This is a genomic window from Gymnodinialimonas sp. 202GB13-11, assembly GCF_040932485.1.
GTDB lineage: Bacteria > Pseudomonadota > Alphaproteobacteria > Rhodobacterales > Rhodobacteraceae > Gymnodinialimonas > Gymnodinialimonas hymeniacidonis.
Map to the genome: position 1 here is coordinate 3,733,756 of NZ_JBFRBH010000001.1, position 24,955 is coordinate 3,758,710.

The window sequence follows — 24,955 nt, forward strand, 5'->3', positions numbered from 1 at the left end:
CTCGAATGCGCTGCGCTTCAAGCAAATAACCCCTCCCCTTCCCAATCCGCCTCAACCCGTGTATGTGCCGCTCCATCTGAGACGAGGCGCTCTGACCCGGCGTTCGCAACGAGGATAAGGGTCGGCGGCAATGGGGCCGCCATATGGATGAGGGACGCGGGCAAGGGGCCTGCGAGTGCCCTCGAATAGGAAACGCAGATGTTCAACATTGTGAAGAAAGAGATCCAGTGGGGCGAAGAGACGCTGACACTGGAAACCGGGCGTGTTGCCCGTCAGGCCGATGGGTCTGTGATTGCGACGTTGGGGGAGACCTCCGTCATGGCGAACGTGACGTTCGCGAAGGCACCGAAGCCGGGAATGGATTTCTTCCCGCTGACGGTTCACTACCAAGAGAAATACTACGCCGCCGGTAAAGTGCCGGGTGGCTTCTTCAAGCGTGAGGCCCGGCCCACCGAGAAGGAAACTCTGACCGCGCGTCTGATCGACCGTCCGATCCGCCCGCTGTTCGTGCCCGGGTTCAAGAATGAGACGCTGGTGATGTGCACCGTGCTGTCTCATGACCTGGTCAATGACCCGGACATGGTTGCGATGATCGCAGCCTCCGCCGCGCTGACCATTTCGGGCGCGCCGTTCCGTGGCCCGATTGCCGGTTGCCGCGTGGGCTTTGAGGATGGCGAATACATCCTGAACCCCGAGATCGACGACATGCACGATCTGCGCAACAACCCCGATCAGCGCCTTGATCTGGTTGTGGCAGGCACCAAAGACGCCGTGATGATGGTGGAATCGGAAGCCTACGAGCTGACCGAGGCCGAGATGCTGGGTGCGGTGAAGTTCGCCCACGACAGCATCCAGCCGGTCATCGACCTGATCATTGATCTGGCCGAAGATGCCGCGAAAGAGCCGTTCGAGTTCGAAGCCCCCGATTATTCGGAGCTGTTTGAGGTCATCCGCGCGGCTGGCGAAGACAAGATGCGCGAAGCCTATGCGATCACCGACAAGCTGGAGCGTCAGGCCGCCGTGTCTGCCGTGAAGGAAGGTGTGAAGGAAGGGCTCTCCGAAGAGCAGTTGGAAGATCCGAACCTTTCGGCGGCCCTGAAGAAGCTGGAATCGACGGTTCTGCGGTCTGACGTTGTGAAGAACGGTCGCCGGATTGATGGCCGCGCGCTGGACGAAGTGCGTGACATCGTTTCCGAAGTGAAGGTTCTGCCCCGGACCCACGGCTCGGCGCTGTTCACCCGTGGTGAGACGCAAGGCCTGGTCGTGACCACGCTGGGCACGGGCGACGATGAGCAGTTCATCGACGCGCTGCACGGCAACTTCAAATCCAACTTCCTTCTGCACTACAACTTCCCGCCCTATTCGGTGGGTGAAGCCGGTCGCGTGGGCCCTCCGGGTCGTCGTGAGATTGGCCACGGGAAGCTTGCGTGGCGCGCATTGCAGGCGGTTCTGCCCGCGGCGACGGATTTCCCCTACACGGTTCGTGTGGTGTCGGAGATCACCGAGTCCAACGGTTCGTCTTCCATGGCGTCGGTCTGCGGTGGTTCGCTGTCGATGATGGACGCTGGTGTTCCGCTGAAGGCTCCGGTGGCCGGTGTGGCCATGGGTCTGGTGTTGGAAGAAGACGGCTCCTACGGGATCCTGACCGACATCCTGGGTGACGAAGATCACCTCGGCGACATGGACTTCAAAGTGGCGGGCACCGAGGCCGGTATCACGTCGCTGCAGATGGACATCAAGGTCGCTGGCATCACGCAGGAGATCATGGAAAAGGCGCTGGAGCAGGCGAAAGCTGGTCGTCTCCACATCCTTGGTGAGATGAACAAGGCGGTCTCTGAGGCCGGTGAGTTCTCCGAGCACGCGCCACGCATCGAGACGATGCAGATCCCGACCGACAAGATCCGCGAAGTGATCGGCTCGGGCGGTAAGGTCATCCGCGAGATCGTGGAAGTGTCGGGCGCGAAGGTCGACATCAACGATGAAGGCATCATCAAGATCGCATCGCCCAACGGTGACTCGATCAAGAAAGCCTACGACATGATCCATTCGATCGTGGCCGAGCCGGAAGAGGGCAAGGTCTATAAGGGTAAGGTCGTGAAGATCGTCGATTTCGGCGCTTTCGTGAACTTCTTCGGCAAGCGCGATGGTCTGGTGCACGTGTCCCAGATCGAGAACCGCCGCCTGAACCACCCCTCCGACGTTCTGAAGGAAGGTCAGGAAGTGTGGGTCAAGCTGTTGGGCTTCGATGATCGCGGCAAGGTCCGTTTGGCCATGAAGATGGTCAATCAGGAGACCGGCGAAGAGATGGCCAAAGAAAAGGCTGAATAAAGGTGATGCCCCGCGCGCAGCGCGGGGCGTCGAAACCGAGGGTTTCAGCTTATGACATCCAAGATGTCCTCTGCACTGACGGCGGATGTGACCGTCGTCAGTGTTAGCTACAACAGTAGCGATGTTTTACCGACCATGCTTGCCTCCGTCCCTGATGGCGTACGCGTGATCATTGTCGACAATGGTGGCAACGATACGGACACGTTGAAACGTCTCGCCGTGGCGCATCCATTCACGCTGATCGAATCTGCGAAGAACCTTGGCTTTGGGCGGGCCTGCAATGCGGGAGCAGCGCAAGCCGAAACCCCACTTGTCTTGTTCCTGAACCCGGATGCCGAACTGGCGGATGGTGCGTTGGACGCGCTTTTGCACGCCGCCGAGACCTACGGAGAGGCCACGGCCTTTAACCCGTTGTTGGAGGTCGCACCGGGACGATACTACCGCAAGGCAAAGAGCCGCCTTGTCCCGCAGGAAGCCATGCGCGCGGCCGCAGAAAAGCCGTTGCAGGAAGACACGGAACTTCCAGTCTTGTCGGGGGCGGCCTTGCTTGTGCGCAAAACTGCATTTGATGCCGTCGGTGGGTTTGACCCGGCTATCTTCCTCTACTTCGAAGATGATGACCTTACGGTTCGGATGCGTGAGGATGGCGGGCGCCTTATGCGAGTTGCCGATGCTGTTGTCCGGCATGCCGGAAATCAGTCTACAGGGTCGAGTATTGCTGCCATGAAGGCCAAGAATTATCACTGGGCCCGGTCACGGGTCTACGTGAGCCGCAAGCATCGGCAACCAAGCGCTTTTCTGGGAGCCTTCACAGAAGGCTTGAAAGCGGTCACGCGAAAAGAACGGTTTGGCGAGGTTCAACCCGTATCAGCACGCGCGCAGCTTCTTTGGGGCGCGCTGAGCACCATCAGGGACGGGGGCGTATTTCATGAATGAACTGCAACGCGGCATAGTCAACATCCGCCTTGACCTGATCCACCGGTTTCGGGGCGACAGATTTGACTTTCACGGTGCACGCATCCGCGTTCCGAAGTCGATTTCGAAGTCGATCCGGCGAAAGCTCTTGCTTGATGGTGCCTATGAAACCGAGGAAGTCGAGTTCGTGGAGCGCTACGTGGAACCCGGCATGGACGTGATCGAGTTCGGCGGCTCCATCGGTGCGGTTGCGTCGTTGATAGCCACTCGGCTTGGTGCCGGAGATTCCCAATATGTCGTCGAGGCCTCATCGGAGTTGGCGGAGCTGTGCCGCGCCAATGTGGAGTCGAATGCAACGGATGCGCATCACGTTGAGGTGCTGCATCGCGCCGTTAGCTACAATGGAACGGGTGTTGTCCGGTTTGCGACAGGGCGGAACGCGCATATCGGACATATCGCGCGGGACGGCGAAGAGGCCAATGAAGTCCCCGCCACGACGCTGTCCGATGTCGCTGCGCAGCTAGAGGACGGACGTGCGTTTGTCTTTGTGTGCGACATCGAAGGGGGTGAGTACGACCTGTTTGAGAAGGACCTTGCAAGCGTCCAGAAGGCCAAGCTGTCTATTGTGGAGTTTCATCCGCAGGACGTCGAAGGGCGGCCGGTCGATATCGAGGCTTTCTTGCAAACCTTGCCTGCAAAGGGGCTCAAAGTCCTCGAATTCAGGAATGATGTTGCCGTCATAGCCCCAATTTCGGCCGGCTGATACGGGTCATTGAGGGGAACATTACCCGCTGGTAGGGGTTTCCTTACATAGATGTGACTGGAATCGCCGGATAAGGGACTTGTCCACAGGCCCTGCAATGCAAACAATAGGGGCAGCGATTCTACGTAACGTAAGCTGCCAGACGACCGATAAGGACAAGACCATGTTAACCCGCCGCCATTTCATTATCACCACGACGACGCTGTTTTCCGGCGCGATCGCTGCGCCGACGCTTGCGCAGGACGCCGTTGAGCTTGGCGTGGACGAGGCGCCCGATCAGGGCCCGACTGCGGGGGCGAACAACCCTTGGGGTCTGCACCCCCGTTTCATGCCCCAACGTGTGCAAGCCAATTCCGGCCTGACGCCGGGTGACATCCACGTCGACCCGACTGCGCGCTACCTCTACCACATCGAAGACGGTGGCACCGCAATGCGCTACGGCGTGGCCGTTGGACGCGCGGGCCTTTACCAGGCCGGACGCTTCCGGATTGGCCGCACCGCTGAATGGCCGTCCTGGACGCCGACCGCGAACATGATCGCGCGCGAGCCGCACATCTATGCGCAATACGCTGGTGGTGTGCCGGGTGGCCCTGACAACCCGCTGGGTGCGCGCGCGCTGTACCTCTACTCTGGTAGCCGCGACACCTATCTTCGCATTCACGGCACGCCTCAGCCATGGTCGATCGGTACCTCTGCCTCGTCGGGTTGTGTGCGTCTGGTGAATGACCATGTGATCCAGCTGGAAGCGAATGTGCGCGTCGGCGCGACGGCGGTTCTGCACAGCTGATCTGAGCGACAGTTCAAACGAGAAAGCCCCGACCGTTTGGCCGGGGCTTTTTGTTTGGTCGTAGTCAGTTTTTTCGCCCGCTGACGTGGTCGCCCAATGCGGGGGGCGCTGCCCCTCGCGCTCCCCGAAGTATTTCGAACCAGTGGAAGACCGGCGCGGGTTCCTCGCGTGATTACTCTGGCAGTTTCGCCATGCGCAGGTAGGGCAGTTTCTTGTCGATTGCGCCGTACTTGGCGATGGCGTCCTCGTCAGAGACAGCAACTGGGACGACCACGTCTTCACCCGGCACCCAATTGGCGGGGGTGGCGATGTTTTCCTTGGCGGCGGTCTGCAGACCGTCGAGGGCGCGCAGGACCTCGGCGAAGTTGCGCCCCACGTTCATCGGGTAAGTCATGGTCAGCTTCAGCTTCTTGTCCGGCCCGATGATGAAGACCGACCGCACAGTGGCGGTGTCGTTCGGGGTGCGGTTCTCGGGCAGGGCGGTTTCCGCTGGCAGCATGTCGAAGGCTTCGGAAATCGCGAGATCGGTGTCAGCGGCGATGGGGAAGCCGGCCTTGGCCCCGCCAACGGCCTCGATGTCACCTTTCCACTTCACGTGATCTTCGACGCCATCGACGGACACGCCAAGCACCTTGGTGCCCCGTGCGGCCCATTCGTCGGCCAGCTGGGCAACGGCGCCGAATTCGGTGGTGCAGACGGGCGTGAAGTCCTTCGGATGCGAGAACAGGATCATCCAGCTGTCACCGATATAGTCGTGCAGGGTCATGGTGCCCTGATCGGTGGTCACGGTGAGGTTGGGGATTTCGTCGTTGATGCGCAGGCCCATGGGTACATCCTTTTGCGTGCGTTTGAGTCTGTGCCAACATAGGCATTGCTGTGCGGCGCGTGAAGCGGGAAGGGCGAGGCGGGGAAAAGCGTTCTGTGCGCCGCGGATTTCAGCGAACAGCGGGCCTTGCGCAGCCCCCGATCCCCTGTCACGGTCCCGCGCGAATTGCAGTTTCGGGAGGCAGTCATGGACAACGCAAAGAACTTCTACATCGATGGCAAATGGGTGGCCCCGGCCAAGGCGCGGGACTTTGACGTGATCGATCCGTCGACCGAGGAAGTCGGCGCGGTGATCTCGCTTGGCGATCAGGCGGATACGGATGCGGCGGTGGCTGCGGCGAAACGGGCGTTCGAGACATGGGGCTGGAGTGATCCGGCGGAGCGCATCGCATTGGCCGAGAAGCTGCTGGAGATCTACAAGGCGCGCTCGGAAGAGATGGCGCAGGCGATCAGCCTAGAGATGGGTGCCCCGCTCGATCTGGCGCGGGCGCAGCAGGTGGGCGCGGGATCGTGGCATCTGGAAGGCTTCATCAATGCGGCGAAAGAGTTTGTCTGGGATCATCCGTTGGGTGACTGGGCCCCGAGTGAGCGGACGGTCTATGAACCCATCGGCGTTTGCGCTCTGATTACGCCGTGGAACTGGCCGATGAACCAGATCGTGCTGAAGGTTGTGCCTGCGATGCTGGCCGGCTGCACGATGGTGTTGAAGCCGTCTGAGATTGCACCTTTGTCCGGCGTTTTGTTCAGCGAGTTCATGGACGAGGCTGGGGTTCCGGCTGGCGTCTACAACATGGTGAACGGCGATGGCGCGGGCGTGGGCTCCCAGCTGTCGGCGCACAAGGACGTGGATATGGTGAGCTTCACCGGCTCCACCCGGGCCGGGCGCCTGATCTCCAAGGCGGGCGCAGACACGATTAAGCGTGTGTCGCTGGAACTTGGTGGCAAGGGCGCGAATATCATCTTCGCCGACGCCCATGAAAAGGCCGTAAAGCAAGGTGTGATCCGCTGTTTCCGCAACACGGGCCAGTCGTGCAACGCACCCACGCGGATGCTGGTGGAGCGGTCGCGCTATGACCAAGCTGTTGAGGAAGCGACGGCGGCGGCACAGTCGGTGACGGTTGGGCCGGCGAATGAGGAGGGGCGGCATATCGGCCCCGCTGTTTCGGAGCTTCAGTTCAACAAGATCCAGGACCTGATTCAGGTCGGTATCGACGAAGGGGCCAAGCTGATGGCCGGTGGCACGGGGCGGCCCGAGAACCTCAATCGGGGTTACTATATCCGCCCGACGGTCTTTGCCGATGTGACGCCGGACATGACGATCTACCGTGAGGAGATCTTCGGGCCGGTTCTGTCGATCATGCCGTTTGACGATGAAGAGCATGCCATCGCGATTGCCAATGACACGGATTATGGCCTGACGAACTACGTGCAGACCGGTGACGTGGATAAGCTGCGCCGGGTGGCACGACGGCTGCGGTCGGGGATGGTCGAGGGCAATTCCCAAGGCTTTGCGATGGGCTCACCGTTTGGCGGGTACAAGCAGTCTGGCAACGGGCGTGAAGGTGGGCGGTTTGGCCTGCACGAATTCCTGGAGACAAAGGCTGTCAGCGGCTGGGGGTGAATTGGTCGGGCTGGGCGACGCTCGCGCGTTGCGCGTCGCCCCGCCCGCCCTCCCACATTCGCACATAGTTGGCATCCGCCGCGATTGCGGTGGATGTTTTCTTTTGAGGTATTTGAAACCAGTGGAAGACAGGCGACACGCCTAGAACGGCACCGGCGCGCGGAATGTCATACCTATGCCGCCGTCGGGATGGCGGAGTTTGAGGCTTTCGGCATGGAGCATCAGGCGGGGAAAATCGAGCGCCGCACCCGTCGCATAGAACGGATCGCCTAGGATCGGGTGACCAATTTCGCGCATGTGGACGCGGAGTTGGTGGGAGCGGCCGGTTTTTGGGAACAGCCGCAAACGAGTGGTGCCGTCTTCGATCTTGAGCCGGCGCCAATCGGTTTGGGCGGGTTTGCCTGTCTCGTAGTTCACGTGTTGCAGAGGTCGGTTGGGCCAGTCGACGATCAGAGGCAGGTCGATATGGCCCTGTTTCTCGGCCACCTCGCCCCAGACACGGGCGACATAGGTTTTCCTCATGTGGCGCTTTTCGAATTGCAGGCCCAAGTGGCGTTGCGCGTTGGGTGTGCGGGCGAAGACCATCACGCCGGATGTGTCCATGTCGAGCCGGTGCACGAGGAGCGCTTCGGGGAACGGCACTTGCAGGCGGGCGATCAGGCAATCGGCGAGGTGGATGCCCTTGCCGGGCACGGACAAGAGGCCTGCCGGTTTGTTCACGAGGATCAGCTCATGATCTTCGTGGACAATGTCGAGGGGCGTGTCGGGGGGGCTGTAGACGAAGGCGTCTGACATGGGCGCGTGGGTCAGCCGTACACGTTGAGAATGTTCATTACGTTCATGGCGATCAGGACGAAGGTCAAGAAGAACAGCGTCTTGCGTTCCTGCCGGTCTTCCTCGCTTTTCAGCCAATACTTTGCCTGCGCCATGAAGCCGCCCGTGGACGGGAAGGCCCCGCCGGTCTGGTCTTCGTTGCGGCGGCGGAATTTGAACAGAACTGAATACATCATGAAGGCCCACGCGATGAAGACGAGCGCCTGCAGGACGAGGCGGATGATGGCACCAGTGGTCATTCTTGCGGGTCCTTCCAGAGCTGCCATGCGGACCAGAGGGCGGAGCCGCCAAAGAACGCCCCACCAATAATCACGATTTCCATCGAGGCGATACCAAAGATGCCGGTGCGCGCAAAGCCCCCGATCAGGAAGGCGAGGCCCGCGAGGCTGGCGATGAGGCGGAATCTCAGCTCACCCCGAGAAGGGCCGAAACGGTTCATTGGCCTTGAACGGAGAAAGCCCGCCGATCGGGCGGGCTTTTCACATTGCACGGGTAGTGGTGCATCAGATCCCGAGGAAGGGTTGCGCGATGCGGGGCAGAAGACCTTGGAATTTCAGTCGCGCATCGGTGGCCACGAGGCAGATGCAATCTTCGCCCGGTTCTGCGACGGGCGTGTGGCTGACATTCGGGTCGGCCACTTCGATATCGCCGCGTGCGAACACGCCGTCGTCGTCGCGAAATGCGCCTTTGAGAACAAGGGTCATTTCGGTGCCGTTGTGACTGTGTTCCGGCATGGAGCGGCCTGCGGGGATCTTCAAAAGGCGGGCGGTGCCGTTTTCGTCGGAATGCAGCACGCATTGCTTTACGCCGCGGCCCACATAGCGCCAGCGCACAGCCGCTTCATCGCCGCCCACCACGGATTGTAGCGGGGTGGGGAACGTGCCGGGCACGACAATCGGGCGTTCGGCAGGCGCGCCGCCAGTAATCTTGGCGAGCGTTTGCTCAAGACTGTCTTCCGAAACCTCGGCTTGGTCGAGATCTTCCAGAACGGCGCCGCCTACGGCCTCGAACGCTTCCAGCCGAGCGCGCGCGTCATCGCAAAGCGATACGTGGGTCGCGATCACGAGGTCGAACGCCTGCGGCAACGCCCCGGTCGCGTAGCCCATCAGAAGATCATCGGGCGCTTGATGTTGAATATCGGTCATTGGTCTGTTGTCTGTTTGGTCAGTCTGATCTTGTAGAAGTCTGCTTAGCTCATCGAATGTCTTAACCGTTCCAGGGCCAACCTAATGCGGGACTTGATCGTGCCAAGGGGCAGACCGGTTTCCTCAGCAATCTCGGAATGGGAGAGATCGCCGAAATAGGCGTGCTGGATCAGCTCGCGTTGTTTCTCCGGCAATTTGGCCAAAGCGGTGGCCAGACGTCCGGTATCCTGTTGCAGGGCGATGACATCCGCCTGATCGGGGGCCTGTTCGGGCCCCCACGGCAGATCTTCCGGCTCGGGCCGCGCATATCTGCGCAGCAGATCGATCTTCCGATTGCGGGCAATCGTGAAAATCCACGTCGCGACAGAAGCCCGCGACGGATCATACATGTGAGCCTTGTGCCAAAGTGTGGCCATGACGTCCTGCATACATTCTTCAGCGAGGCTTTCATCGGCCCCGGACTTCATCAGGAACGCCTTCACCCTCGGGGCGAAATGCCGAAAAAGCTCGGCAAAGGCCTTCCTGTCTTGGTCCTGCGCGATGGCTGACATGCGTGTCACCCAATGCGCATCTGTGGTTTCATGTGCCGTCACGGTCTTTCCACGCAGCTTAACGCGCACCGGACTTACCGTTCTAGCGGTAGGAATCGGCGCGGCAACTGTCTCTTCAGCGTGGTCGTTCGCGAACAGCATACCCTTCTTACGGGGGATTCCCTAGGGTGGATCACTAATACCCGGGCAAAGAAAAGATTTCACTTGAAAAGGAATAGTTTTCGGAGGTTTTTCTTTGATCTACTTGCGGTTGCGCCCCGTAACCCGATCAACCAGAAACGTGAGGTCAGGGGGAATGAATGCCGTTTGAAACGCCGGGTGCTGTCCCGAAACGCATTGCTGTCATCGGGGCCGGGATATCCGGCATGTCGGCGGCCTATCATCTTGCAACCGACAACCATGTGACCTTGATCGAGGCCGAGGGCCGGTTGGGTGGCCATGCACGTACGGTTGTGGCGGGCAAGAATGGCGATCAGCCGGTGGATACGGGCTTTATCGTGTTCAACCGGGTCAATTACCCCAACCTTTGCAAGTTGTTTGAAGATCTGGACGTACCGGTCGCAGAGTCGGACATGTCCTTTGCGGCGTCGATTGGCGGCGGCCGGATCGAATACGGGCTCCGCAGTGCCAAGGCGCTGTTTGCACAACCCGGCAATCTGGTGCGGCCCGGTTTCCTGCGGATGATCCGCGATCTTGTGAAGTTCAACGCGCAGGCGGAAGAGCTGGCCACGGACAGCACGATCACGTTGCGGGAATTCCTCGACCAGCTCGGCATGGGGCGTTGGTTTCGCGACTACTACATCACGCCGATCTCTGGTGCGATTTGGTCGACCCCCAAGGAAGAAATCATGGATTTCCCCGCGCAGGCGATGATCCGGTTCTTCCGCAATCACCACCTGCTGGCGGCGACGGGTCAGCATCAATGGTACACGGTACAGGGCGGGTCCATCGAATATGTCACCCGGCTGGAACGCGCGATGCGCGAGCGCGGGATCGACATTCGCCTTGGGCGCGGGGTTGAGGCCGTGAAGCGCACGATGGCAGGCGCCGAAGTGCGTATGGGCGGGCATTGGGAGGCGTTTGACGAGGTCGTCTTTGCCACCCATTCCGACCAATCGCTGGCCATGTTGGCAGACCCGACCCCGGCTGAGGAAGCGGCGTTGAGTGCGGTGCGCTATCAGCCGAACCGTGCCGTGCTGCACGCCGATGCCAGCGCCATGCCGAAGCGCCGCGCGACGTGGAGCAGCTGGAACTATACCGAGCGTCCGGGCCATGAAGGCGGGCCGATTGACCTGACCTATTGGATGAACTGCCTGCAACCGATCCCGGAAAGCGATCCGCTGTTTGTCACGCTGAACAGCCGCGCGCCGATCAATGAGGCGCTGATTTACGATGAGGTCGATTTTGCCCATCCGGTCTACGATCTGGCCGCTTTGGCCGCGCAATCGACGATCCGCGATCTGAACGGCGATAATTCGACCTGGTTCTGCGGGGCGTGGATGAAGAACGGCTTCCACGAGGATGGCTATGCCAGCGCGTTGGACGTGGTCCACGGGATGCACACCAAGGATCGGAGTGTACTGGCCGCATGAGCGAAGGCGTCGATCATATCGCGGGTGAGACCTTCCATGGCCGCAAGGGCGCCGTGGAAAACGCATTCCGCTATGGGATCGACTACGTGATGCTGGATGCCGAAGCGGATGCGCGCGGCCCGGCCTTTTTCGGGCGCAATCGGGCGGGGTTCTTCTCGCTCCAGGACAGAGACCATGGTGGCGCTCCGAAAAAGGGGCGCGGTGCACCTTGGGCGCGGGAGGTTCTGGCGGCGCATGACCTGACTGACGTGACGGACGGCAAGCTGATGCTGCTCGCGCAACCACGCGTCATGGGGCATGTCTTCAACCCGGTCTCGTTTTGGCTGGCGCAGGATCGTCAGGGGCGTCTGCGAGCGGTCATAGCCGAGGTGACGAATACGTTCGGCGACCGGCACTCATATCTTTGCGCGCACCATGATCGCCGCCCGATTGAGCGGGAAGATCAGCTGACCGCGACCAAGATTTTCCACGTCTCACCCTTTCAGCCCATCGACGGCGGCTATGCGTTCCGCTTCGATATTCGGCCGGATCGCATTGGCATCTGGATCGAGTTTGTCACAGGCAATGAGGGCGTGTTGGCGACGTTGACGGGGAAGCGGGCGGAATTAACCAATGGCTCGATCCTCAAGGCGGCGTTGCGGCGGCCCTTCGGCTCCCGAAGGGTGCTGGGGTTGATCCACTGGCAAGCGCTGAAGCTGTGGTGGAAGGGCGCGCGCTACCGCGTCCGGCCCGAGCCACCGGTGGAAGAAGTCAGCCGGTAGCACCGGCGATGTTCCGCACGGGTGAACTTTCCCCGGATTGCGGCGTTGCGCCTGTGACATATGTTTTTGAAAAGGTGCACGACACCTGAGATTTTGGTGGCCCGGCGCTTGGGCCGCCGTGACGCACTGGAAAGGACAGAAGATGCGGGAATGGAGCGGGAAACGCTATTGGCTTGTGGGCGCATCGGAAGGGTTGGGACGGAGCCTCGCCCATTGCCTGAGCCGCGCGGGGGTTGAGCTGGTTCTGTCCGCCCGCACCGCAGACCGGCTTGAAAGCCTTGTCGAAGAGCTTCCCGGCCAGGCCCGCATCGTGACCGTGGATGTGGCGGATACCGAGTCCGTGAAAGCCGCTGCGGAAGAAGTAGGCGAGATTGACGGGATGGTTTTCCTTGCTGGCCTCGGCACGCTGATCAAGACGCAGGATTGGGATGCGGAGAAGGTCGAGCAATTGTTCGACGTGAACCTGACAGGCGCTGCCCGAGTCATCGGGCAAGTCATCAAACCGATGGTCGATCGCAATGCGGGGCATATCGTTTTGACAGGCTCCCTTTCTGCCTATCGCGGGCTTCCGGCGGCGGTGGGCTATTCGGCGTCGAAAGCTGGCCTGATGTCATTGGCGGAGTCGATGCATGGCGATCTGAAGGACACGGACATCAACGTGCAGATCGTGAACCCCGGCTATATCGAGACGCGGATGCAGGAGGATAATCCCTACTCCAAGCCGTTCATGATGACGCCCGACGAGGCCGCGCAGGAGGTGTTCGAGCACATGACCACTGACAATTTCCACAAGGCATTCCCCTTTGGCTTTAGCCTGCTATTCCGCCTGTCGCGCTTCATGCCGACGGCATTCTACGAATGGATGTTCTTCCGCCGATAAGGCCCGTGCGGCGCGCAATTTGCGCTGAATCAAGGCGCGTCGTGTATCCTCCTGTTTGAGTGACCCTCGTGAACAGGAGGACGTTCTAATGGAAATCTCAGCACGGGCCGTGGCGCAGGTGATCCTGATGGGCCACGAATTGGAGCGCGCGGAGGGGGAGTTGCGCGGTTTCGTGGAGCGCCTTGGACGGGAAGAGCAGGCCGAACTGGTGGCACTCTTCTGGGTCGGGCGCGGGTCGTTCGAGGCGGAGGACTTCGCCGAGGCTTTATCCACCGCGCGGGCCGAGGCCACCGTTCCAACCGTTGACTACCTGATGGGCAGCCCGCATTTCGCCGACCATCTTGAGGCGGGGGCGGAGGCGATGGGCCTCGACGTGGCGGGGCAGGAGGAAGATCTGCTTTAAAGCGCCTTGCGGAAGGTTTCCTCGGCGCGCGCCCAGACGCCTTTCGTGTCGTTTGGCAGGTCCAGAAGGCTTGGCAAAAGCTGCCCGGCATAATCCTGCGCGCTTTCGAGCGGCAGGAGGGAGGGCAGGTTGTCGATGGCCATGACATCGAGCGGCGGTGTGTCAGCCACGCGCAGGGTCGGCTCGGCCCATGTGGTGGTGCGGTCGTAGACCTTGATCGGGGAAAAGTCGCTGTCGGGGTCGCAGGCAATGTCGCCGATCACAGACAGACGGCGCGGGGCAGCCTTGGCGCTGGCGGGCACGAAGACGGGCACGCCGGGCGTGGCGAGGATGCAGTTCAGGAACAGGTCGTGTTGCAGGATTTCGGGGAACGGCCCGCCATGGGCGGTCTCCGCCATGTCCCACCCCGTCGGGGCGACGCCGAGCGCCTCAAGCAACGCCGCAGCACCCGTGCCCGTGCGCCCAAGTGCGCCGATGATGATCGCTGTGGGGCGGCGATGGCCGATGGCGGCAAGCGCATCGGTCAGATGCAGGATCAGCGCCTCTTTATGGGGCCAGTCGGTGACGGGCGGCATCTCGCGGCCTGCCTGCTGCGCGGCCCAGGAGGCGACGGATAGCGCCGCGCCGACATAGCCCGCCCAGAAGCCAAAGGCGGCGACGCGGCGGCCTGTTTCGTCCACCAGATATTCAAGGTCGAGCAGCGTGCCGCCGCCTTCCTTGAACCGGTCCAGCAAGTGGCGGCCAGAGGGCTGCTCCTTGAACGCATGGCCGAAAAGGATGTGGCGGTGCGTCAGTGGGCCTGTATCCTCCGGCAGTTCCTTCAGGCCGAAGATGACCGCGTCCTTCGGGGCCGTGCGCCAGCTGCGCTGGGGCGCGATGGAGATGCCTGCATCGCGGTATTCGGAGGTTGGGATAATGCGGTCAGGGCTGTCTTCGACCGTCACCCTAATCCCTGCCGCCAGAAGCTCTTTCGCGCCCGCAGGCGTCAGCCCGACACGACGCTCATTGGCGCGTTCTTCGGCGCGAACCCAGAGATGTGTCATGCGTCATGCCCCCAGCGATTGATCGCCACCTGTTAACAGCCGCGCCGGTGCAGGGGAACCTATCGGGGGGCGGGCGGGTTGTTAGGGCAGACGTTCCTGTAATCGAACCGAGGAGATTCCCCATGGCGACCCAACACGCCCCGATCCCGCCCGTCACGCCCACTGAAAGCACCAACACTTCGAACGATGTGGATGCCGTGCAAAAGGTCCTCACCCGCACGCTGGATGCGTTGGCAGGCTACGACAAGATGCTGCCAGAGGCTGAGCCCGAGGTGGCCCCGATCCTGCGCAAACTGCGCGAGACGCATCACAGCCATGCCGACCAGCTGTCTGCGATGATCGTGGCCCTTGGTGGCACGCCCGAAACGGACGGCTCATTCATGAGCAAGGTCAACGAGACGGTGGTATCCCTGCGCGCCTTCTTTGATGAGATCGACGATGACGCGCTGGAGCGTGTGATCGAAGGGGAAGAATGGGTGACGGACGCCTTTGGTGATGCTGCCAAGGAACTGCCTGAGGGCCATCACCGTGACGAATTGGTTAAGTTGCGGGGCGAATTGGAAGAAGTCCTGAAAGAAGCCCGCGTTATCGCGGACTAAGACCAGCTGACATCGCCCAGAAAGATATAGCCCGCGCCATAGATCGTTTTGATCAGGCGCGGGTTTTTTGGGTCTTCCCGCAGCTTAGTGCGCAGGCGCGAGATACGCACATCCATGGCCCGGTCAAAGCTGTCGCCGGCCCCGCCGCCAAGGCTCTCCTGCATCTGCTGGCGTGAGATCAGGCGTTTGGGCGCCTCCAGAAACAGGCGCAGCACTTCGCCCTCGGCATGGGAAAAGGGCGTGTCAGTCCCATCTTCGGCGGTCAGGATGTAGCTGTCGAATTGCGCGGTCCATCCGTTGAAACGCGCCGTTGAATGCGCGCGGTCCGGCGTTTTGGGGGCGCGTAGACGGGCGCGGACGCGGGCCACGACCTCCGCCGGATCGAAGGGTTTGATAATGTAATCGTCGGCACCCAATTCAAGGCCGGTGACGCGGTCCTGCACCTGCGCGCGGCCCGAGATGATGATGATCGCCGCGCCGGATTCCAGCGCAAGCCGGTGGACGACGGCGAGGCCATCACGGTCAGGCAGACCGAGGTCGACAAGACAGACATCGGGCGTCGTACGGCGCAGGGCGGCTTCGAATTCGGTCGCGCGTGCAAAGCTGGCCGTTCGAAACCCAGCATCCTCCAGCGCGTCCGACAGCATGGCGCGGATCTGCGGCTCATCATCAAGGATCGTCACAAGCGGCTGGGTCATGCGGCGGCCTCGGCGTTCAGGAGCCTGTGCAGGTCTCCGGGCGTGACCGGTTTGGACAAGACGGGCCAGCGGGCTGCGCCTTCGGTGCGGAGCGGATCGGCTGCGGGCAGTGACGTCATCAACGCAAGGTTCAGGTCTGGGTGCCGCGCGGCGATGCTTTTGCAAAGGGCGACACCATCCATGCCGCCCAGTTTGATGTCCGATAGGACCCAATCGAGGCCGGGCAGGTCGGCGAGCGTCTCAGCCTCCTCCGCGCTGGCGGCTTCGATTACCTGATGGCCCAGATCGGTCAGTATCTCACGCACGCCTGCGCGCAGGTCGGGCATGTCGTCGACCAGTAGGATCAGGCGGGGCCGCGCCTCGGCCTCTGCCGGTTTCAGGGGCAGGCGAAGCGAGACACGCGCTCCGGATGCGATGTTCGACAGGCGCATCGTGCCGCCGGTCAGTTTCACCAGATCGTAGACCATCGTCAGGCCAAGACCGGAGCCTTCATCGCCCTTGGTCGTGAAAAACGGGTCGAGGGCGGAGGCCAGCGCATCGTCAGAGAACCCCGCGCCGGTATCGTCGGCGGTGATCTCAAGCCACGTATCCTTCACCGGGCGGAGCGTCATGGTGATCTGGCCTGTGCCGTTCATCGCGTCGCGGGCGTTCAGGACAAGGTTCAAAAGACTGTCCGACAACGATCCGGCATCAAGCATGAGGGCGGGGTGAGGCACCTCATTGGTCAGTTGGAAGGTCACGCCTTCGGGCAACGCTGCGCGGGCGAGGGGCGTAAATGTGTCGAGGAAATCCTGCACGACAACCGGCGCCGTCTGCACCGTGCGGCTGCCGGTCATGCCTGCGATCTTATCGAGCAACGCACCGCCACGGCGCACGGCCATGCGGGTGGCCGACGTTAACTCATGCGCGCCGAGGGGCAGGGGCATCTTTTCCAGTCGGGTCTGCAGGCCAAGGATAATCGTCAGTAGGTTGGCGAAGTCGTGGGCAAGGCCAGAGGTCAACTGCGCGGCCAGCTCGCGCTTGTGAGTTTGCAGCAGCGCGGCCCGGGCCTGCGCCTCTTCCGTGACATCGGTGGAGAGCAGGTAAACGCCGCCCTCCGCCGTTTCATCGGGCGTAAAGGCAGAGCGGATGCGGCGGCCGGTGGCGGGGTCGGTGAATTCGCGCACGGACGCCTCGCCCAAGGCGGCACGGGCGAGGTTGTCTTGCAGAAGCTGCGCAGTGTCCGCGCCCAACGCCTCGGTAAAACTCAGGCCCACGATATCGCTGTGCCGGTCGGGCAGCAGCGCCGACAAGCGGCGGTTGGTGAAGGTATAGACGCCGTCGGCATCCACATGGGCGATATGGGCGGGGGTCATTTCGGTGACCAGACGGGTGCGCGCCTCCATCTCGGTCAGTTCGGCCTTGGCCTCTTGCAGCTGCGCGATGGTGGCCTCCAGCCGCCGGTTGGTCAGCGCCAGCTCCTCGGCGTGAGTGAGAAGCTGATCGGACAGTTCTTCGGACCGGGCGCGCAAGAGCGCCTCCTGCCGTTTGACGGAGGTGATATCGGTATAGACCGTGACCCAGCCGCCTTCGGGCAGGGGGGAGCCTTCGACCGAGATCGTACGGCCATTGGCGCGGGTGCGTTCGACGTAGTGCGCGACGAAGGCGAGAGCTTGATCGACCTTGTCGGCGATGAAGGCCTTGGGGTCGTCCACTTGCCCATATTCGCCGGTGTCCACGAGGTAGCGGATCGTATCATCGAAGCGTGCGCCGGGTGTGACGAGCCGTTCCGGCAGGCCGAACATTTCCTGAAAAGGTCGGTTGCAAACGGCCAGCCGCAGGTCGGCGTCATAGATCGACAAAGCCTGCTGGATCAGGTTCAGGCCCGCGCGTGTGAAGCTTTCGGTTGTGCGGTCTCTCGGCATGGCCGCGTCCTCCCTCACCTCATGGCTAGCCCCAGAAAAGGCCCGCGCCAAGGCCGGTGCGCGGCCTGTTACAATTCGAAAGGTTTGCGAAAAAGTCAGGTAACGCTTGACCGTGAAACGTTTCGTGGCACGGTGAGCGGGCGGAGGCCCGGCGCGAAAGATCGCGGCCCCGTGCACGCCGGTTGGAAGACCGGCGAATGGGAGGAATAGATTTGGCCGATATTCAACCGTCTCCGGACGCGCCCCAATCCGTGCCCGCGCTGCTGCGCCGGAACGCCCGCCAGTTCGGACAAAGCCCCGCCTACCGCGAAAAGGAATTCGGCATCTGGCAAAGCTGGACCTGGGCCGAGACCGAGGCGGAGATCGAGGCGCTGGCGCTTGGCTTCCTGACGCTTGGCTTGAACCGGGGCGACCATGTTGCCGTGATCGGGCGCAACCGGCCCGCATTATATTGGTCGATGGTTGCGGTTGAGATGGCGGGCGGCGTGCCCGTGCCGCTCTATCAGGACGCGGTGTCGGAAGAGATGGCCTATGTGCTGGATCATTGCGGCGCGCGGTTCGTTGTGGCCGGCGATCAGGAGCAGGTCGACAAGGTCATCGACGCGCAGGAAAAAGGGCCGGGGATTGATCACACCATCTACCTCGACCCACGCGGCCTGCGGAAATACGACCATGCGCGGCTGAGTTCTTTCACCGATGTACAGGCCAAGGGACGTGCTGCGACGGAGTTGAAGGCGGAGCTTGCTACACGTGAGGGCGAGCTGACTTACGACAGCACCTGCGTGATGCTTTATACGTCCGGTACGACGGGCAAGCCCAAGGGCGTGGTCCTGTCGAATCGCAACATCATCGAAGCCTCCAAGTCGTCGAGTGAGTTCGATGATCTGCGCCGCGATGATGAGGTTCTGGCCTACCTTCCAATGGCGTGGGTGGGTGATTTCATCTTCTCGATCGGGCAGGCGTATTGGACGGGGTTCTGCGTAAATTGCCCGGAGAGCGCGGACACGATGATGACCGACCTGCGTGAGATCGGGCCGACCTATTTCTTCGCGCCGCCGCGTGTGTTCGAGAACCTGCTCACCAGTGTCATGATCCGGATGGAGGATGCGGGGCGGTTCAAGAAGAAACTGTTCGACCGCGCCATGGCGCGCGCCAAGGAGATCGGGCCGAAGATTCTGGACGGCAAGGCGGTGAGTGGTGGTGAAAAGCTCGCCTATGCCTTCGACAAGGCGATGGTGATCGGGCCGCTGAAAAACACGCTCGGCATGAGCCGGGTGCGCGTGGGCTACACGGCGGGGGAAGCGATCGGGCCGGAGATCTTCGATTTCTACCGGGCACTCGGGATCAACCTGAAGCAGCTATACGGGCAGACGGAGGCCAGCGTCTTCATCACCCAACAGCCCGATAGCGAAGTGCGGCCTGACACAGTGGGTGTGCCCTCACCAGGCGTGGAGTTGAAGATCGGCGAGAATGGCGAGGTCTTCTATCGCTCACCCGGGACGTTTGTTGAGTATTACAAGAACCCGGAAAGCACGGCCGATACGAAGGACCCGGAAGGTTGGGTCGCTACGGGTGACGCGGGCTTCATCGAGGAAGATACCGGCCATTTGCGCATTCTTGACCGTGCAAAGGACGTTGGCAAAACGGCGAATGGCGGGCTGTTTGCTCCGAAATATGTGGAGAACAAGCTGAAGTTCTACCCCGATATTCTGGAATCCGTGGTCTTCGGAAATGAGCGGGAGTTCTGTACGGCCTTCATCAACATCGACCTGACGGCGGTGGGCAACTGGGCCGAGCGCAATAACATTGCCTATGCCTCTTATCAGGAGCTTGCGGGGCATCCGCAGGTGCTCGCCTCGATCCAGAGCCATGTTGAGGCGGTGAACCGCTCGGTCGCGGAAGACCCGATGCTGGCCCATTGCCAGATCGCGCGGTTCCTGGTGCTGCACAAGGAACTGGATGCCGACGATGGAGAGCTGACCCGGACGCGCAAGGTGCGGCGGCGGATCATTGAAGAGAAGTTCGGGGATCTGATCGAGGCGCTCTATGACGGGTCGAGCGAGAAATACACCGAGACGGAAGTGACTTACGAGGATGGCCGAAAGGGCAAGATCTCGGCCACGTTGGAAATCCGCGATGCCGCGACGGTTGGTGTCGAAACGGCACAAATGGCGGCGGAATGATGGGCGGACGCGCGTGCAAGCACGACGCCCCACCCACCCTCCCGCGAGGGGGTTTTCAGCCTTTTGTGGTAGTGTTGGGCTGCATGTTTTTGGTGCCCGGCGCGGCCCCGGCACAAGCCCTTGACGGGGATGATTTTGATACGTTCATCGAGATGAGCGTTAACCGCTGCCTTGATCCGATGGAGGCGGGCGAGGCTGCTGATTTGGCTGGTCTTCGACCTGTCACGAACGTTGAGCGTACCGTTTTCACCGACAATGCCGGAACCTCGGACGACCGGGTGGTTTTGGACCAACACGTCATCCGCGGATTGCGTTGGTGTGAGGTCGCCACAAACGAGATCGCAGCCCAGTTTTCGGGCGATGACGGGTTTGAGCAGGTCGCTGAGGTTTTGGATGGTCTGGCGGTTCAACTTCTTGAACGGGGATATGTCGAAGAGGGGCCGTGTGAGATTTCCGGCTTTGTCCTGAGCGGTGCACGGATGTTGGAGAACGGCGACTACCTGCGTCGTTTCAGCGGCCAGACGGACACGAGGGCCGAGCTACGGCTGAACATCGATCTGAGCGCGGCGCGCTACACGGGTGATGTCGGCATGCGCGTGGAAGAGCACTACGGCCCGCCAATGCGGGGGTGCACGTGATGGGGCTCGGCTTGGCAAAAGCACAGAATAAAATCGCTTCGCCTTGTGCGAGAGGGGATGGAATAAATGCTTGATAACGCATCAGAAAGCTATGTCACCGCTGATGGCCGCACGATTGGCGCTGTTGTGATGGAGATGAAAGGGATCACCCTTCGGTTTGGCGGGGTTGAGGCGATCAAGAACATCTCGTTTGACGTGCGTGAGGGGGAGATCCGCGCGATCATCGGGCCGAACGGGGCGGGCAAATCCTCGATGCTGAACGTCATCAGCGGCTTCTATCATCCGCAGGAGGGTGAGGTTCTTTACAAGGGCAAGAAGCGCCCGCCGATGAAGCCGTTTCAGGTGGCGCGCCAAGGCATTGCGCGGACCTTCCAGAACATTGCCCTGTTCGAGGGGATGAGCGTTCTGGACAACGTGATGACTGGCCGTCTGAACCACATGAAGACCGGCTTTCTGAGCCAGGCTATGTGGTGGGGCAAGGCCGAGGCCGAGGAAACACTCAATCGCGCAAAGGCCGAGGAAATCATTGATTTCCTTGAGATTCAGGCGATCCGCAAGACGCCCGTGGGACGCTTGCCCTACGGCCTGAAAAAGCGAGTGGAATTGGCCCGTGCACTGGCCGCCGAGCCGCAAATCCTGCTGCTGGATGAGCCTATGGCGGGGATGAACGTGGAGGAGAAGGAAGACATGTCGCGCTTCATCCTCGACGTGAATGACGAGTTCGGCACGACCATTGTTTTGATCGAACATGACATGGGCGTTGTGATGGACCTGTCCGACCGTGTTGTCGTCATGGATTACGGCAAAAAGATCGGCGACGGCACGCCCGACGAGGTGCGCAACAATCAGGAAGTCATCGACGCCTATCTCGGGGTCTCGCATGACTGAAACCGCCGCCCCCATCGGTGTAAAGAACCTGTCGTTTTTCTGTAGTGATTCCGTAGTTACCACTGGGCGCACAGAAAAGCGCCATGGGCTTTCGCTTGGTGCGTTTGCGTTTGGGGCATTGATGTTCTCCGCGCCGGCGCTGGCGGGGACCTTGGCGGAGTTCGAGGCGCGTTGTCTGACGCCGATGGTGGAGGTGCGCGAGAGTGACCTGAGCGGGTTGGAGCGTATCCCGCATCGGGCGGCGTGGGAATCGTGGGTGCCTGCGGAAGGCGACTGGGAATTGCGCCGGGCACTGCCTGGGGCGGTCGTGCAGTATTGCGCGATCATCGGGGATTACACTTGGGAAGAGAGCGGCGCCTGGGCCGACGCGGCGGTCGCGTCGGGCGATTACGAGGTGATCGAGACCGAGCCGCTGCGCCTGCATTCGACCTTCATCCGTGAGCCGGTGATCGAGGTGGAATTCGACATGACCGTGCCGAGCGTGACAGTCATCGAGACGAACTTGGAGAGTTGAGGGTGAGGGCGCTTTTGACATCACTTTTGGGTTTGCTGACCCTTATTGCGGGGCCTGCATCTGCGCAGGGTGGCGAAGCGCACGGCGATGCGTTTTTCGCGGCGATGTCGGCTTGCCTTGATTGGGTCGTCGATGGCGCGCCGGACAATGCTCCGTTTGATCATATGACCGCTGAGATCGCCTTTCCCGGTGAAGCGGTCCCAACCAACGATGTGGGTCTGTATGTGTCCGAAGACATGGCGTTGAGTGTATCGCTGCAACGCTCGGACGAGGGTGCCGTCTGTACGGGGGACCTGAGTGTTCCCGGAGCGCGCAATGCCATGACCGGTCTTGAACCGTGGGTCGCCGCCGAAACAGAAGCCGGGCGCATCACGATGATCCCCGATGCGCAACGTGCAGAGTTTGGAGCGCCGATCGGCCTGTGCGCCGGTCCCACAGGTGCCGTTGAAATCCTTTTGCCGGACGACACAACCGCCGTGTTCTTTGTTGCCTCTGGACCTCAATACATGCCGCCCGAAGGAGTGTGTGATGCCTGACCAGTTAATCTTCGCCATGGAAGTCACGGCCAACGGCCTGCTGAACGGCGTGATGTATGCGCTTGTGGCGCTTGGGTTCGTTCTGATCTTCAAGGCGTCTGGTATCTTCAATTACGCGCAGGGCGTGATGGCCCTATTCGCCGCGATGACGCTGGTGGGTATTCAGCAGGGGCGGGTGCCGTTCGGGCATCTAATCAATGCGATTTTCGGGACGGACATCCACTATTTCGGGTGGGAGGTTCCGGCGCTGGCCGCGATCTTGCTGACCGTTCTGATCATGATTGCCTTCGCCTATCTGGTGCAGCGGTTCGTGTTCAAACATCTGGTGGGGCAGGAGCCGATCATTCTGTTCATGGCGACGATTGGATTGGCGTACTTCCTTGAGGGTGTATCGGACCTGATGTGGGGCTCGGAAATCCGCAACCTCGACGTCGGTCTGCCGCAGGGCATCAACGACTGGATCGACGTGACCACGTTCGAGGCGTTGGGCTACGGCTTCTTCATCGACAACCTCGATATTGCGGCGGCGATCATTGCGGCGATTTTGGTGATGAGCCTGATTGCCTATTCGCAATACACCAAGAATGGGCGCGCGATGCGGGCGGTGGCGGATGACCACCAAGCGGCTTTGTCCGTAGGGATTTCGCTGAACTACGTGTGGATTTTGGTCTGGTCGCTGGCGGGTATGGTCGCGCTGGTGGCGGGGGTCATGTGGGGCTCAAAATCGGGCGTGCAGTTCTCGCTATCGCTGATCGCGTTGAAGGCGCTGCCGGTGCTGATGCTGGGCGGGTTCACCTCCATCCCGGGCGCCATCGTGGGCGGTTTGATCATCGGGGTGGGTGAGGCGCTGTTCGAATTCGCAGTCGGCCCGCTGATCGGCGGTGCGACGGAAAACTGGTTCGCCTATGTGCTGGCGCTGGTGTTCCTTGTGTTCCGGCCGCAGGGCCTGTTCGGGGAGAAGATCATTGAGCGGGTTTAAGGCATATGGCGCAGGATCAACCCAAGCCTCTTTTCGTGCGGCTGTTGCTGTTCGTGGTCGGCGGCTTTTGCGCGGTGGCCATTGTGACGATGGCCGTGGTCATCCCACTTGCCATGGTCGCGAACTGGGGCGGGGGCGTCGGCGGACCTGGTCAAGCGCTGGGCGGGTTCGAGTTGCTGGTGGGTTTGAGCATTCTCGCCGCCGGGTTCGGCCTGCCGCATGTGATCTTCGCGCGCGATACACTGGGCTGGAAATGGTTGGCTGGCATTCTGGGCGTGATGGCCGTGGGTCTGATCTGGGCCATTGCGGATCAGGACGGGTACTTGCTGAGCTTTTTGATCATGGTCGCAATCGCCGCGATCTTCGGAACCGGTTTTTTCTTTTCGTTCCGCGCGCTGTCTGGGCGCACGCCACCGTCCGAATGGAAGGACATGCCATGAGCTTGGCCAACAAGACTTCAAAGGGGAGCGTGTAAAATGCTGTATCGTGAGGCGGGTGATTTTTCGACCACCTATAGCCAGGACAATCAGACGTTCCCGATCAAGTTCGACCGGATGGGCTACTACGTGGCCCTGTTGGTTGGTGCAGTCGTCATTCCGTTCCTGATCAACGACTATTGGGCCAATTCGCTGCTGATCCCGTTCCTGATCTACGCGATTGCGGCGATTGGGCTGAACATTCTGACGGGCTATTGCGGGCAGGTGTCGCTTGGCACGGGCGGGTTCATGGCGGTGGGCGCCTACACGTCCTACAAGCTGATGACGGCGTTTCCGGGGCTCGACATGATCTCGATCACGCTCCTGTCGGGGCTGATGACGGCGATGGTCGGCGTGGCTTTTGGTTTGCCGTCGCTTCGGATCAAAGGCTTTTACCTAGCCGTGGCGACGTTGGCGGCGCAGTTCTTCCTTGTGTGGATGTTCAACAAAGTGCCGTGGTTCTTCAACTACTCGGCCTCGGGCCAGATCAGCGCGCCGGAGCGGGATTTCTTCTATTTCATCAACCTGCCGGTGACGGGCCCGAATGCGGAGGCGTGGGTGAAGTACCTGTTCTGCTTCCTGTTCGTGTTCGTGCTGAGCTGGGTGGCGCGGAACCTGACGCGTGGCACGATCGGGCGGCAGTGGATGGCGATCCGGGATATGGACATCGCGGCGGAGATCATCGGGGTGAACCCGCTGAAGGCGAAGCTGACGGCATTTGCGGTGTCCTCGTTCTACGTGGGCGTTTCGGGCGCGCTGCTCTTCACCGTCTATCTGGGCGCGGTCGAAGTGGGTGAGGTTTACGGCATCACCAAGAGCTTCCTCGTGCTGTTCATGATCATCATCGGCGGGCTGGGCTCGATCTTCGGCTCGTTTGCGGGGGCGGCGTTCATGGTGTTGTTGCCGGTGTTCCTGAAGCTATTGCTGGTCGATGGGCTTGGCTTTGACACGGCGCTCTCGGCGCATTTCCAATTCGTCATCGTGGGCGCCCTGATCATGTTCTTCCTGATCGTGGAGCCGCATGGGCTGGCGCGGCTTTGGTCGCTGGCCAAGGAGAAACTGAGATTGTGGCCGTTCCCGCACTAGCGGACG

27 protein-coding genes are annotated in these 24,955 nt (G+C 61.2%); 18 read left to right on the top strand and 9 right to left on the bottom strand.

Going from position 1 to position 24,955, the window contains the following annotated elements; translation table 11 throughout:
• The first annotated feature begins 198 nt into the window (after positions 1-198).
• The 4 genes from pnp (at position 199) to V8J81_RS19090 (ending at position 4,793) form a co-directional block, all read left to right on the top strand.
• A complete protein-coding gene (pnp, locus tag V8J81_RS19075; protein ID WP_368477332.1) occupies positions 199-2,328 on the top strand; it encodes a polyribonucleotide nucleotidyltransferase in 2,130 nt (709 codons plus the stop codon).
• Between the two features lie 63 nt (positions 2,329-2,391).
• Complete coding sequence (locus tag V8J81_RS19080; protein WP_368477333.1) at positions 2,392-3,264, top strand: glycosyltransferase family 2 protein; 873 nt, start codon at positions 2,392-2,394, stop codon at positions 3,262-3,264.
• Complete coding sequence (locus V8J81_RS19085) at positions 3,257-4,006, top strand: FkbM family methyltransferase (protein ID WP_368477334.1); 750 nt, start codon at positions 3,257-3,259, stop codon at positions 4,004-4,006. The genes V8J81_RS19080 and V8J81_RS19085 overlap by 8 nt, the downstream gene beginning before the upstream one ends.
• 163 nt (positions 4,007-4,169) lie before the next feature.
• Entirely contained in the window at positions 4,170-4,793 is a 624-nt protein-coding gene (locus V8J81_RS19090; protein WP_368477335.1) for a L,D-transpeptidase, read from the top strand.
• A 172-nt stretch (positions 4,794-4,965) separates the two neighbouring features.
• On the opposite strand, the gene V8J81_RS19095 is transcribed toward V8J81_RS19090, so the two are convergent.
• Positions 4,966-5,619 (bottom strand): peroxiredoxin, encoded by a 654-nt coding sequence (locus tag V8J81_RS19095; protein ID WP_368477336.1) that lies wholly within the window; start codon positions 5,617-5,619, stop codon positions 4,966-4,968.
• 186 nt (positions 5,620-5,805) lie between these two features.
• Here V8J81_RS19095 and V8J81_RS19100 point away from each other — a divergent pair, with 186 nt between their 5' ends.
• The gene (locus tag V8J81_RS19100) at positions 5,806-7,239 is read left to right on the top strand and encodes an aldehyde dehydrogenase family protein (RefSeq protein WP_368477337.1); all 1,434 of its coding nucleotides are present in this window, start codon (positions 5,806-5,808) and stop codon (positions 7,237-7,239) included.
• Between the two features lie 141 nt (positions 7,240-7,380).
• Here the strand turns inward: V8J81_RS19100 and V8J81_RS19105 are convergent, their stop codons facing one another.
• From V8J81_RS19105 to V8J81_RS19125, 5 genes are all read right to left on the bottom strand, one after another.
• Positions 7,381-8,034 (bottom strand): RluA family pseudouridine synthase, encoded by a 654-nt coding sequence (locus tag V8J81_RS19105; RefSeq protein ID WP_368477338.1) that lies wholly within the window; start codon positions 8,032-8,034, stop codon positions 7,381-7,383.
• Between the two features lie 11 nt (positions 8,035-8,045).
• On the bottom strand, positions 8,046-8,312 hold the full coding sequence (locus V8J81_RS19110) for a hypothetical protein (protein WP_368477339.1): 267 nt from the start codon (positions 8,310-8,312) through the stop codon (positions 8,046-8,048).
• Positions 8,309-8,512 (bottom strand): hypothetical protein, encoded by a 204-nt coding sequence (locus V8J81_RS19115; protein WP_368477340.1) that lies wholly within the window; start codon positions 8,510-8,512, stop codon positions 8,309-8,311. Before V8J81_RS19115 ends, V8J81_RS19110 begins: the two co-directional genes overlap by 4 nt.
• A gap of 64 nt (positions 8,513-8,576) precedes the next feature.
• A complete protein-coding gene (locus V8J81_RS19120) occupies positions 8,577-9,218 on the bottom strand; it encodes a ChrR family anti-sigma-E factor (protein ID WP_368477341.1) in 642 nt (213 codons plus the stop codon).
• 44 nt (positions 9,219-9,262) lie between these two features.
• On the bottom strand, positions 9,263-9,769 hold the full coding sequence (locus V8J81_RS19125; protein ID WP_368477683.1) for a sigma-70 family RNA polymerase sigma factor: 507 nt from the start codon (positions 9,767-9,769) through the stop codon (positions 9,263-9,265).
• A gap of 299 nt (positions 9,770-10,068) precedes the next feature.
• Between V8J81_RS19125 and V8J81_RS19130 the strand changes: the two genes are divergently transcribed.
• The 4 genes from V8J81_RS19130 to V8J81_RS19145 all read left to right on the top strand — a co-directional run bounded on the left by V8J81_RS19130 (position 10,069) and on the right by V8J81_RS19145 (position 13,405).
• Positions 10,069-11,361 (top strand): NAD(P)/FAD-dependent oxidoreductase, encoded by a 1,293-nt coding sequence (locus V8J81_RS19130; RefSeq protein WP_368477342.1) that lies wholly within the window; start codon positions 10,069-10,071, stop codon positions 11,359-11,361.
• Complete coding sequence (locus V8J81_RS19135; RefSeq protein ID WP_368477343.1) at positions 11,358-12,122, top strand: DUF1365 domain-containing protein; 765 nt, start codon at positions 11,358-11,360, stop codon at positions 12,120-12,122. Before V8J81_RS19130 ends, V8J81_RS19135 begins: the two co-directional genes overlap by 4 nt.
• Positions 12,123-12,264: 142 nt before the next feature.
• Entirely contained in the window at positions 12,265-13,002 is a 738-nt protein-coding gene (locus V8J81_RS19140) for an SDR family NAD(P)-dependent oxidoreductase (protein ID WP_368477344.1), read from the top strand.
• A gap of 88 nt (positions 13,003-13,090) precedes the next feature.
• A complete protein-coding gene (locus V8J81_RS19145) occupies positions 13,091-13,405 on the top strand; it encodes a DUF3775 domain-containing protein (RefSeq protein ID WP_368477345.1) in 315 nt (104 codons plus the stop codon).
• Here the strand turns inward: V8J81_RS19145 and V8J81_RS19150 are convergent.
• On the bottom strand, positions 13,402-14,448 hold the full coding sequence (locus V8J81_RS19150) for a saccharopine dehydrogenase (RefSeq protein ID WP_368477346.1): 1,047 nt from the start codon (positions 14,446-14,448) through the stop codon (positions 13,402-13,404). The two genes, V8J81_RS19145 and V8J81_RS19150, sit on opposite strands and share 4 nt — an antisense overlap.
• A 122-nt stretch (positions 14,449-14,570) precedes the next feature.
• Between V8J81_RS19150 and V8J81_RS19155 the strand changes: the two genes are divergently transcribed.
• A complete protein-coding gene (locus V8J81_RS19155) occupies positions 14,571-15,047 on the top strand; it encodes a DUF2383 domain-containing protein (RefSeq protein ID WP_368477347.1) in 477 nt (158 codons plus the stop codon).
• Here the strand turns inward: V8J81_RS19155 and V8J81_RS19160 are convergent.
• Together V8J81_RS19160 and V8J81_RS19165 are read right to left on the bottom strand one after the other, a co-directional pair.
• A complete protein-coding gene (locus V8J81_RS19160; RefSeq protein ID WP_368477348.1) occupies positions 15,044-15,745 on the bottom strand; it encodes a response regulator transcription factor in 702 nt (233 codons plus the stop codon). The genes V8J81_RS19155 and V8J81_RS19160 overlap by 4 nt on opposite strands.
• Positions 15,742-17,649, bottom strand: coding sequence for a hybrid sensor histidine kinase/response regulator (locus tag V8J81_RS19165; protein WP_368477349.1), 1,908 nt, complete (start codon positions 17,647-17,649; stop codon positions 15,742-15,744). Before V8J81_RS19165 ends, V8J81_RS19160 begins: the two co-directional genes overlap by 4 nt.
• A gap of 197 nt (positions 17,650-17,846) precedes the next feature.
• Between V8J81_RS19165 and V8J81_RS19170 the strand changes: the two genes are divergently transcribed.
• The 8 genes from V8J81_RS19170 (at position 17,847) to V8J81_RS19205 (ending at position 24,949) form a co-directional block, all read left to right on the top strand.
• Positions 17,847-19,832, top strand: a complete 1,986-nt coding sequence (locus V8J81_RS19170; protein WP_368477350.1) for an AMP-binding protein — start codon at positions 17,847-17,849, stop codon at positions 19,830-19,832.
• Between the two features lie 83 nt (positions 19,833-19,915).
• Positions 19,916-20,470: a hypothetical protein gene (locus tag V8J81_RS19175; RefSeq protein WP_368477351.1), complete on the top strand. Its 555-nt coding sequence runs from the start codon at positions 19,916-19,918 to the stop codon at positions 20,468-20,470.
• Positions 20,471-20,536: 66 nt separating this feature from the next.
• Positions 20,537-21,358 carry an ABC transporter ATP-binding protein gene (locus V8J81_RS19180; RefSeq protein WP_368477352.1) on the top strand — a complete coding sequence of 274 codons (822 nt, stop codon included), beginning with the start codon at positions 20,537-20,539 and terminating at the stop codon, positions 21,356-21,358.
• Positions 21,351-21,872: a hypothetical protein gene (locus tag V8J81_RS19185; RefSeq protein WP_368477353.1), complete on the top strand. Its 522-nt coding sequence runs from the start codon at positions 21,351-21,353 to the stop codon at positions 21,870-21,872. The genes V8J81_RS19180 and V8J81_RS19185 overlap by 8 nt, the downstream gene beginning before the upstream one ends.
• Before the next feature lie 32 nt (positions 21,873-21,904).
• Positions 21,905-22,408, top strand: a complete 504-nt coding sequence (locus V8J81_RS19190; protein ID WP_368477354.1) for a hypothetical protein — start codon at positions 21,905-21,907, stop codon at positions 22,406-22,408.
• Complete coding sequence (locus V8J81_RS19195; RefSeq protein WP_368477355.1) at positions 22,401-23,387, top strand: branched-chain amino acid ABC transporter permease; 987 nt, start codon at positions 22,401-22,403, stop codon at positions 23,385-23,387. Before V8J81_RS19190 ends, V8J81_RS19195 begins: the two co-directional genes overlap by 8 nt.
• A 5-nt stretch (positions 23,388-23,392) precedes the next feature.
• Positions 23,393-23,827 carry a hypothetical protein gene (locus V8J81_RS19200; protein WP_368477356.1) on the top strand — a complete coding sequence of 145 codons (435 nt, stop codon included), beginning with the start codon at positions 23,393-23,395 and terminating at the stop codon, positions 23,825-23,827.
• 36 nt (positions 23,828-23,863) lie between these two features.
• On the top strand, positions 23,864-24,949 hold the full coding sequence (locus V8J81_RS19205) for a branched-chain amino acid ABC transporter permease (RefSeq protein WP_368477357.1): 1,086 nt from the start codon (positions 23,864-23,866) through the stop codon (positions 24,947-24,949).
• The last annotated feature ends 6 nt before the right edge of the window (positions 24,950-24,955 follow it).

Excerpts from the sequence above, each read along its gene's own strand:
- V8J81_RS19165 (WP_368477349.1), bottom strand. The coding sequence starts at position 17,649 with ATGCCGAGAGACCGCACAACCGAAAGCTTCACACGCGCGGGCCTGAAC.
- V8J81_RS19145 (WP_368477345.1), top strand. The coding sequence starts at position 13,091 with ATGGAAATCTCAGCACGGGCCGTGGCGCAGGTGATCCTGATGGGCCAC.
- V8J81_RS19105 (WP_368477338.1), bottom strand. The coding sequence starts at position 8,034 with ATGTCAGACGCCTTCGTCTACAGCCCCCCCGACACGCCCCTCGACATT.
- V8J81_RS19150 (WP_368477346.1), bottom strand. The coding sequence starts at position 14,448 with ATGACACATCTCTGGGTTCGCGCCGAAGAACGCGCCAATGAGCGTCGT.
- V8J81_RS19155 (WP_368477347.1), top strand. The coding sequence starts at position 14,571 with ATGGCGACCCAACACGCCCCGATCCCGCCCGTCACGCCCACTGAAAGC.
- V8J81_RS19175 (WP_368477351.1), top strand. The coding sequence starts at position 19,916 with ATGTTTTTGGTGCCCGGCGCGGCCCCGGCACAAGCCCTTGACGGGGAT.
- V8J81_RS19160 (WP_368477348.1), bottom strand. The coding sequence starts at position 15,745 with ATGACCCAGCCGCTTGTGACGATCCTTGATGATGAGCCGCAGATCCGC.
- V8J81_RS19100 (WP_368477337.1), top strand. The coding sequence starts at position 5,806 with ATGGACAACGCAAAGAACTTCTACATCGATGGCAAATGGGTGGCCCCG.
- V8J81_RS19080 (WP_368477333.1), top strand. The coding sequence starts at position 2,392 with ATGTCCTCTGCACTGACGGCGGATGTGACCGTCGTCAGTGTTAGCTAC.
- V8J81_RS19205 (WP_368477357.1), top strand. The coding sequence starts at position 23,864 with ATGCTGTATCGTGAGGCGGGTGATTTTTCGACCACCTATAGCCAGGAC.
- V8J81_RS19095 (WP_368477336.1), bottom strand. The coding sequence starts at position 5,619 with ATGGGCCTGCGCATCAACGACGAAATCCCCAACCTCACCGTGACCACC.
- V8J81_RS19135 (WP_368477343.1), top strand. The coding sequence starts at position 11,358 with ATGAGCGAAGGCGTCGATCATATCGCGGGTGAGACCTTCCATGGCCGC.
- V8J81_RS19115 (WP_368477340.1), bottom strand. The coding sequence starts at position 8,512 with ATGAACCGTTTCGGCCCTTCTCGGGGTGAGCTGAGATTCCGCCTCATC.
- V8J81_RS19130 (WP_368477342.1), top strand. The coding sequence starts at position 10,069 with ATGCCGTTTGAAACGCCGGGTGCTGTCCCGAAACGCATTGCTGTCATC.
- V8J81_RS19085 (WP_368477334.1), top strand. The coding sequence starts at position 3,257 with ATGAATGAACTGCAACGCGGCATAGTCAACATCCGCCTTGACCTGATC.
- V8J81_RS19125 (WP_368477683.1), bottom strand. The coding sequence starts at position 9,769 with ATGTCAGCCATCGCGCAGGACCAAGACAGGAAGGCCTTTGCCGAGCTT.
- pnp (WP_368477332.1), top strand. The coding sequence starts at position 199 with ATGTTCAACATTGTGAAGAAAGAGATCCAGTGGGGCGAAGAGACGCTG.
- V8J81_RS19200 (WP_368477356.1), top strand. The coding sequence starts at position 23,393 with ATGGCGCAGGATCAACCCAAGCCTCTTTTCGTGCGGCTGTTGCTGTTC.
- V8J81_RS19195 (WP_368477355.1), top strand. The coding sequence starts at position 22,401 with ATGCCTGACCAGTTAATCTTCGCCATGGAAGTCACGGCCAACGGCCTG.
- V8J81_RS19170 (WP_368477350.1), top strand. The coding sequence starts at position 17,847 with ATGGGAGGAATAGATTTGGCCGATATTCAACCGTCTCCGGACGCGCCC.
- V8J81_RS19110 (WP_368477339.1), bottom strand. The coding sequence starts at position 8,312 with ATGACCACTGGTGCCATCATCCGCCTCGTCCTGCAGGCGCTCGTCTTC.
- V8J81_RS19090 (WP_368477335.1), top strand. The coding sequence starts at position 4,170 with ATGTTAACCCGCCGCCATTTCATTATCACCACGACGACGCTGTTTTCC.
- V8J81_RS19140 (WP_368477344.1), top strand. The coding sequence starts at position 12,265 with ATGCGGGAATGGAGCGGGAAACGCTATTGGCTTGTGGGCGCATCGGAA.
- V8J81_RS19120 (WP_368477341.1), bottom strand. The coding sequence starts at position 9,218 with ATGACCGATATTCAACATCAAGCGCCCGATGATCTTCTGATGGGCTAC.
- V8J81_RS19185 (WP_368477353.1), top strand. The coding sequence starts at position 21,351 with ATGACTGAAACCGCCGCCCCCATCGGTGTAAAGAACCTGTCGTTTTTC.
- V8J81_RS19180 (WP_368477352.1), top strand. The coding sequence starts at position 20,537 with ATGCTTGATAACGCATCAGAAAGCTATGTCACCGCTGATGGCCGCACG.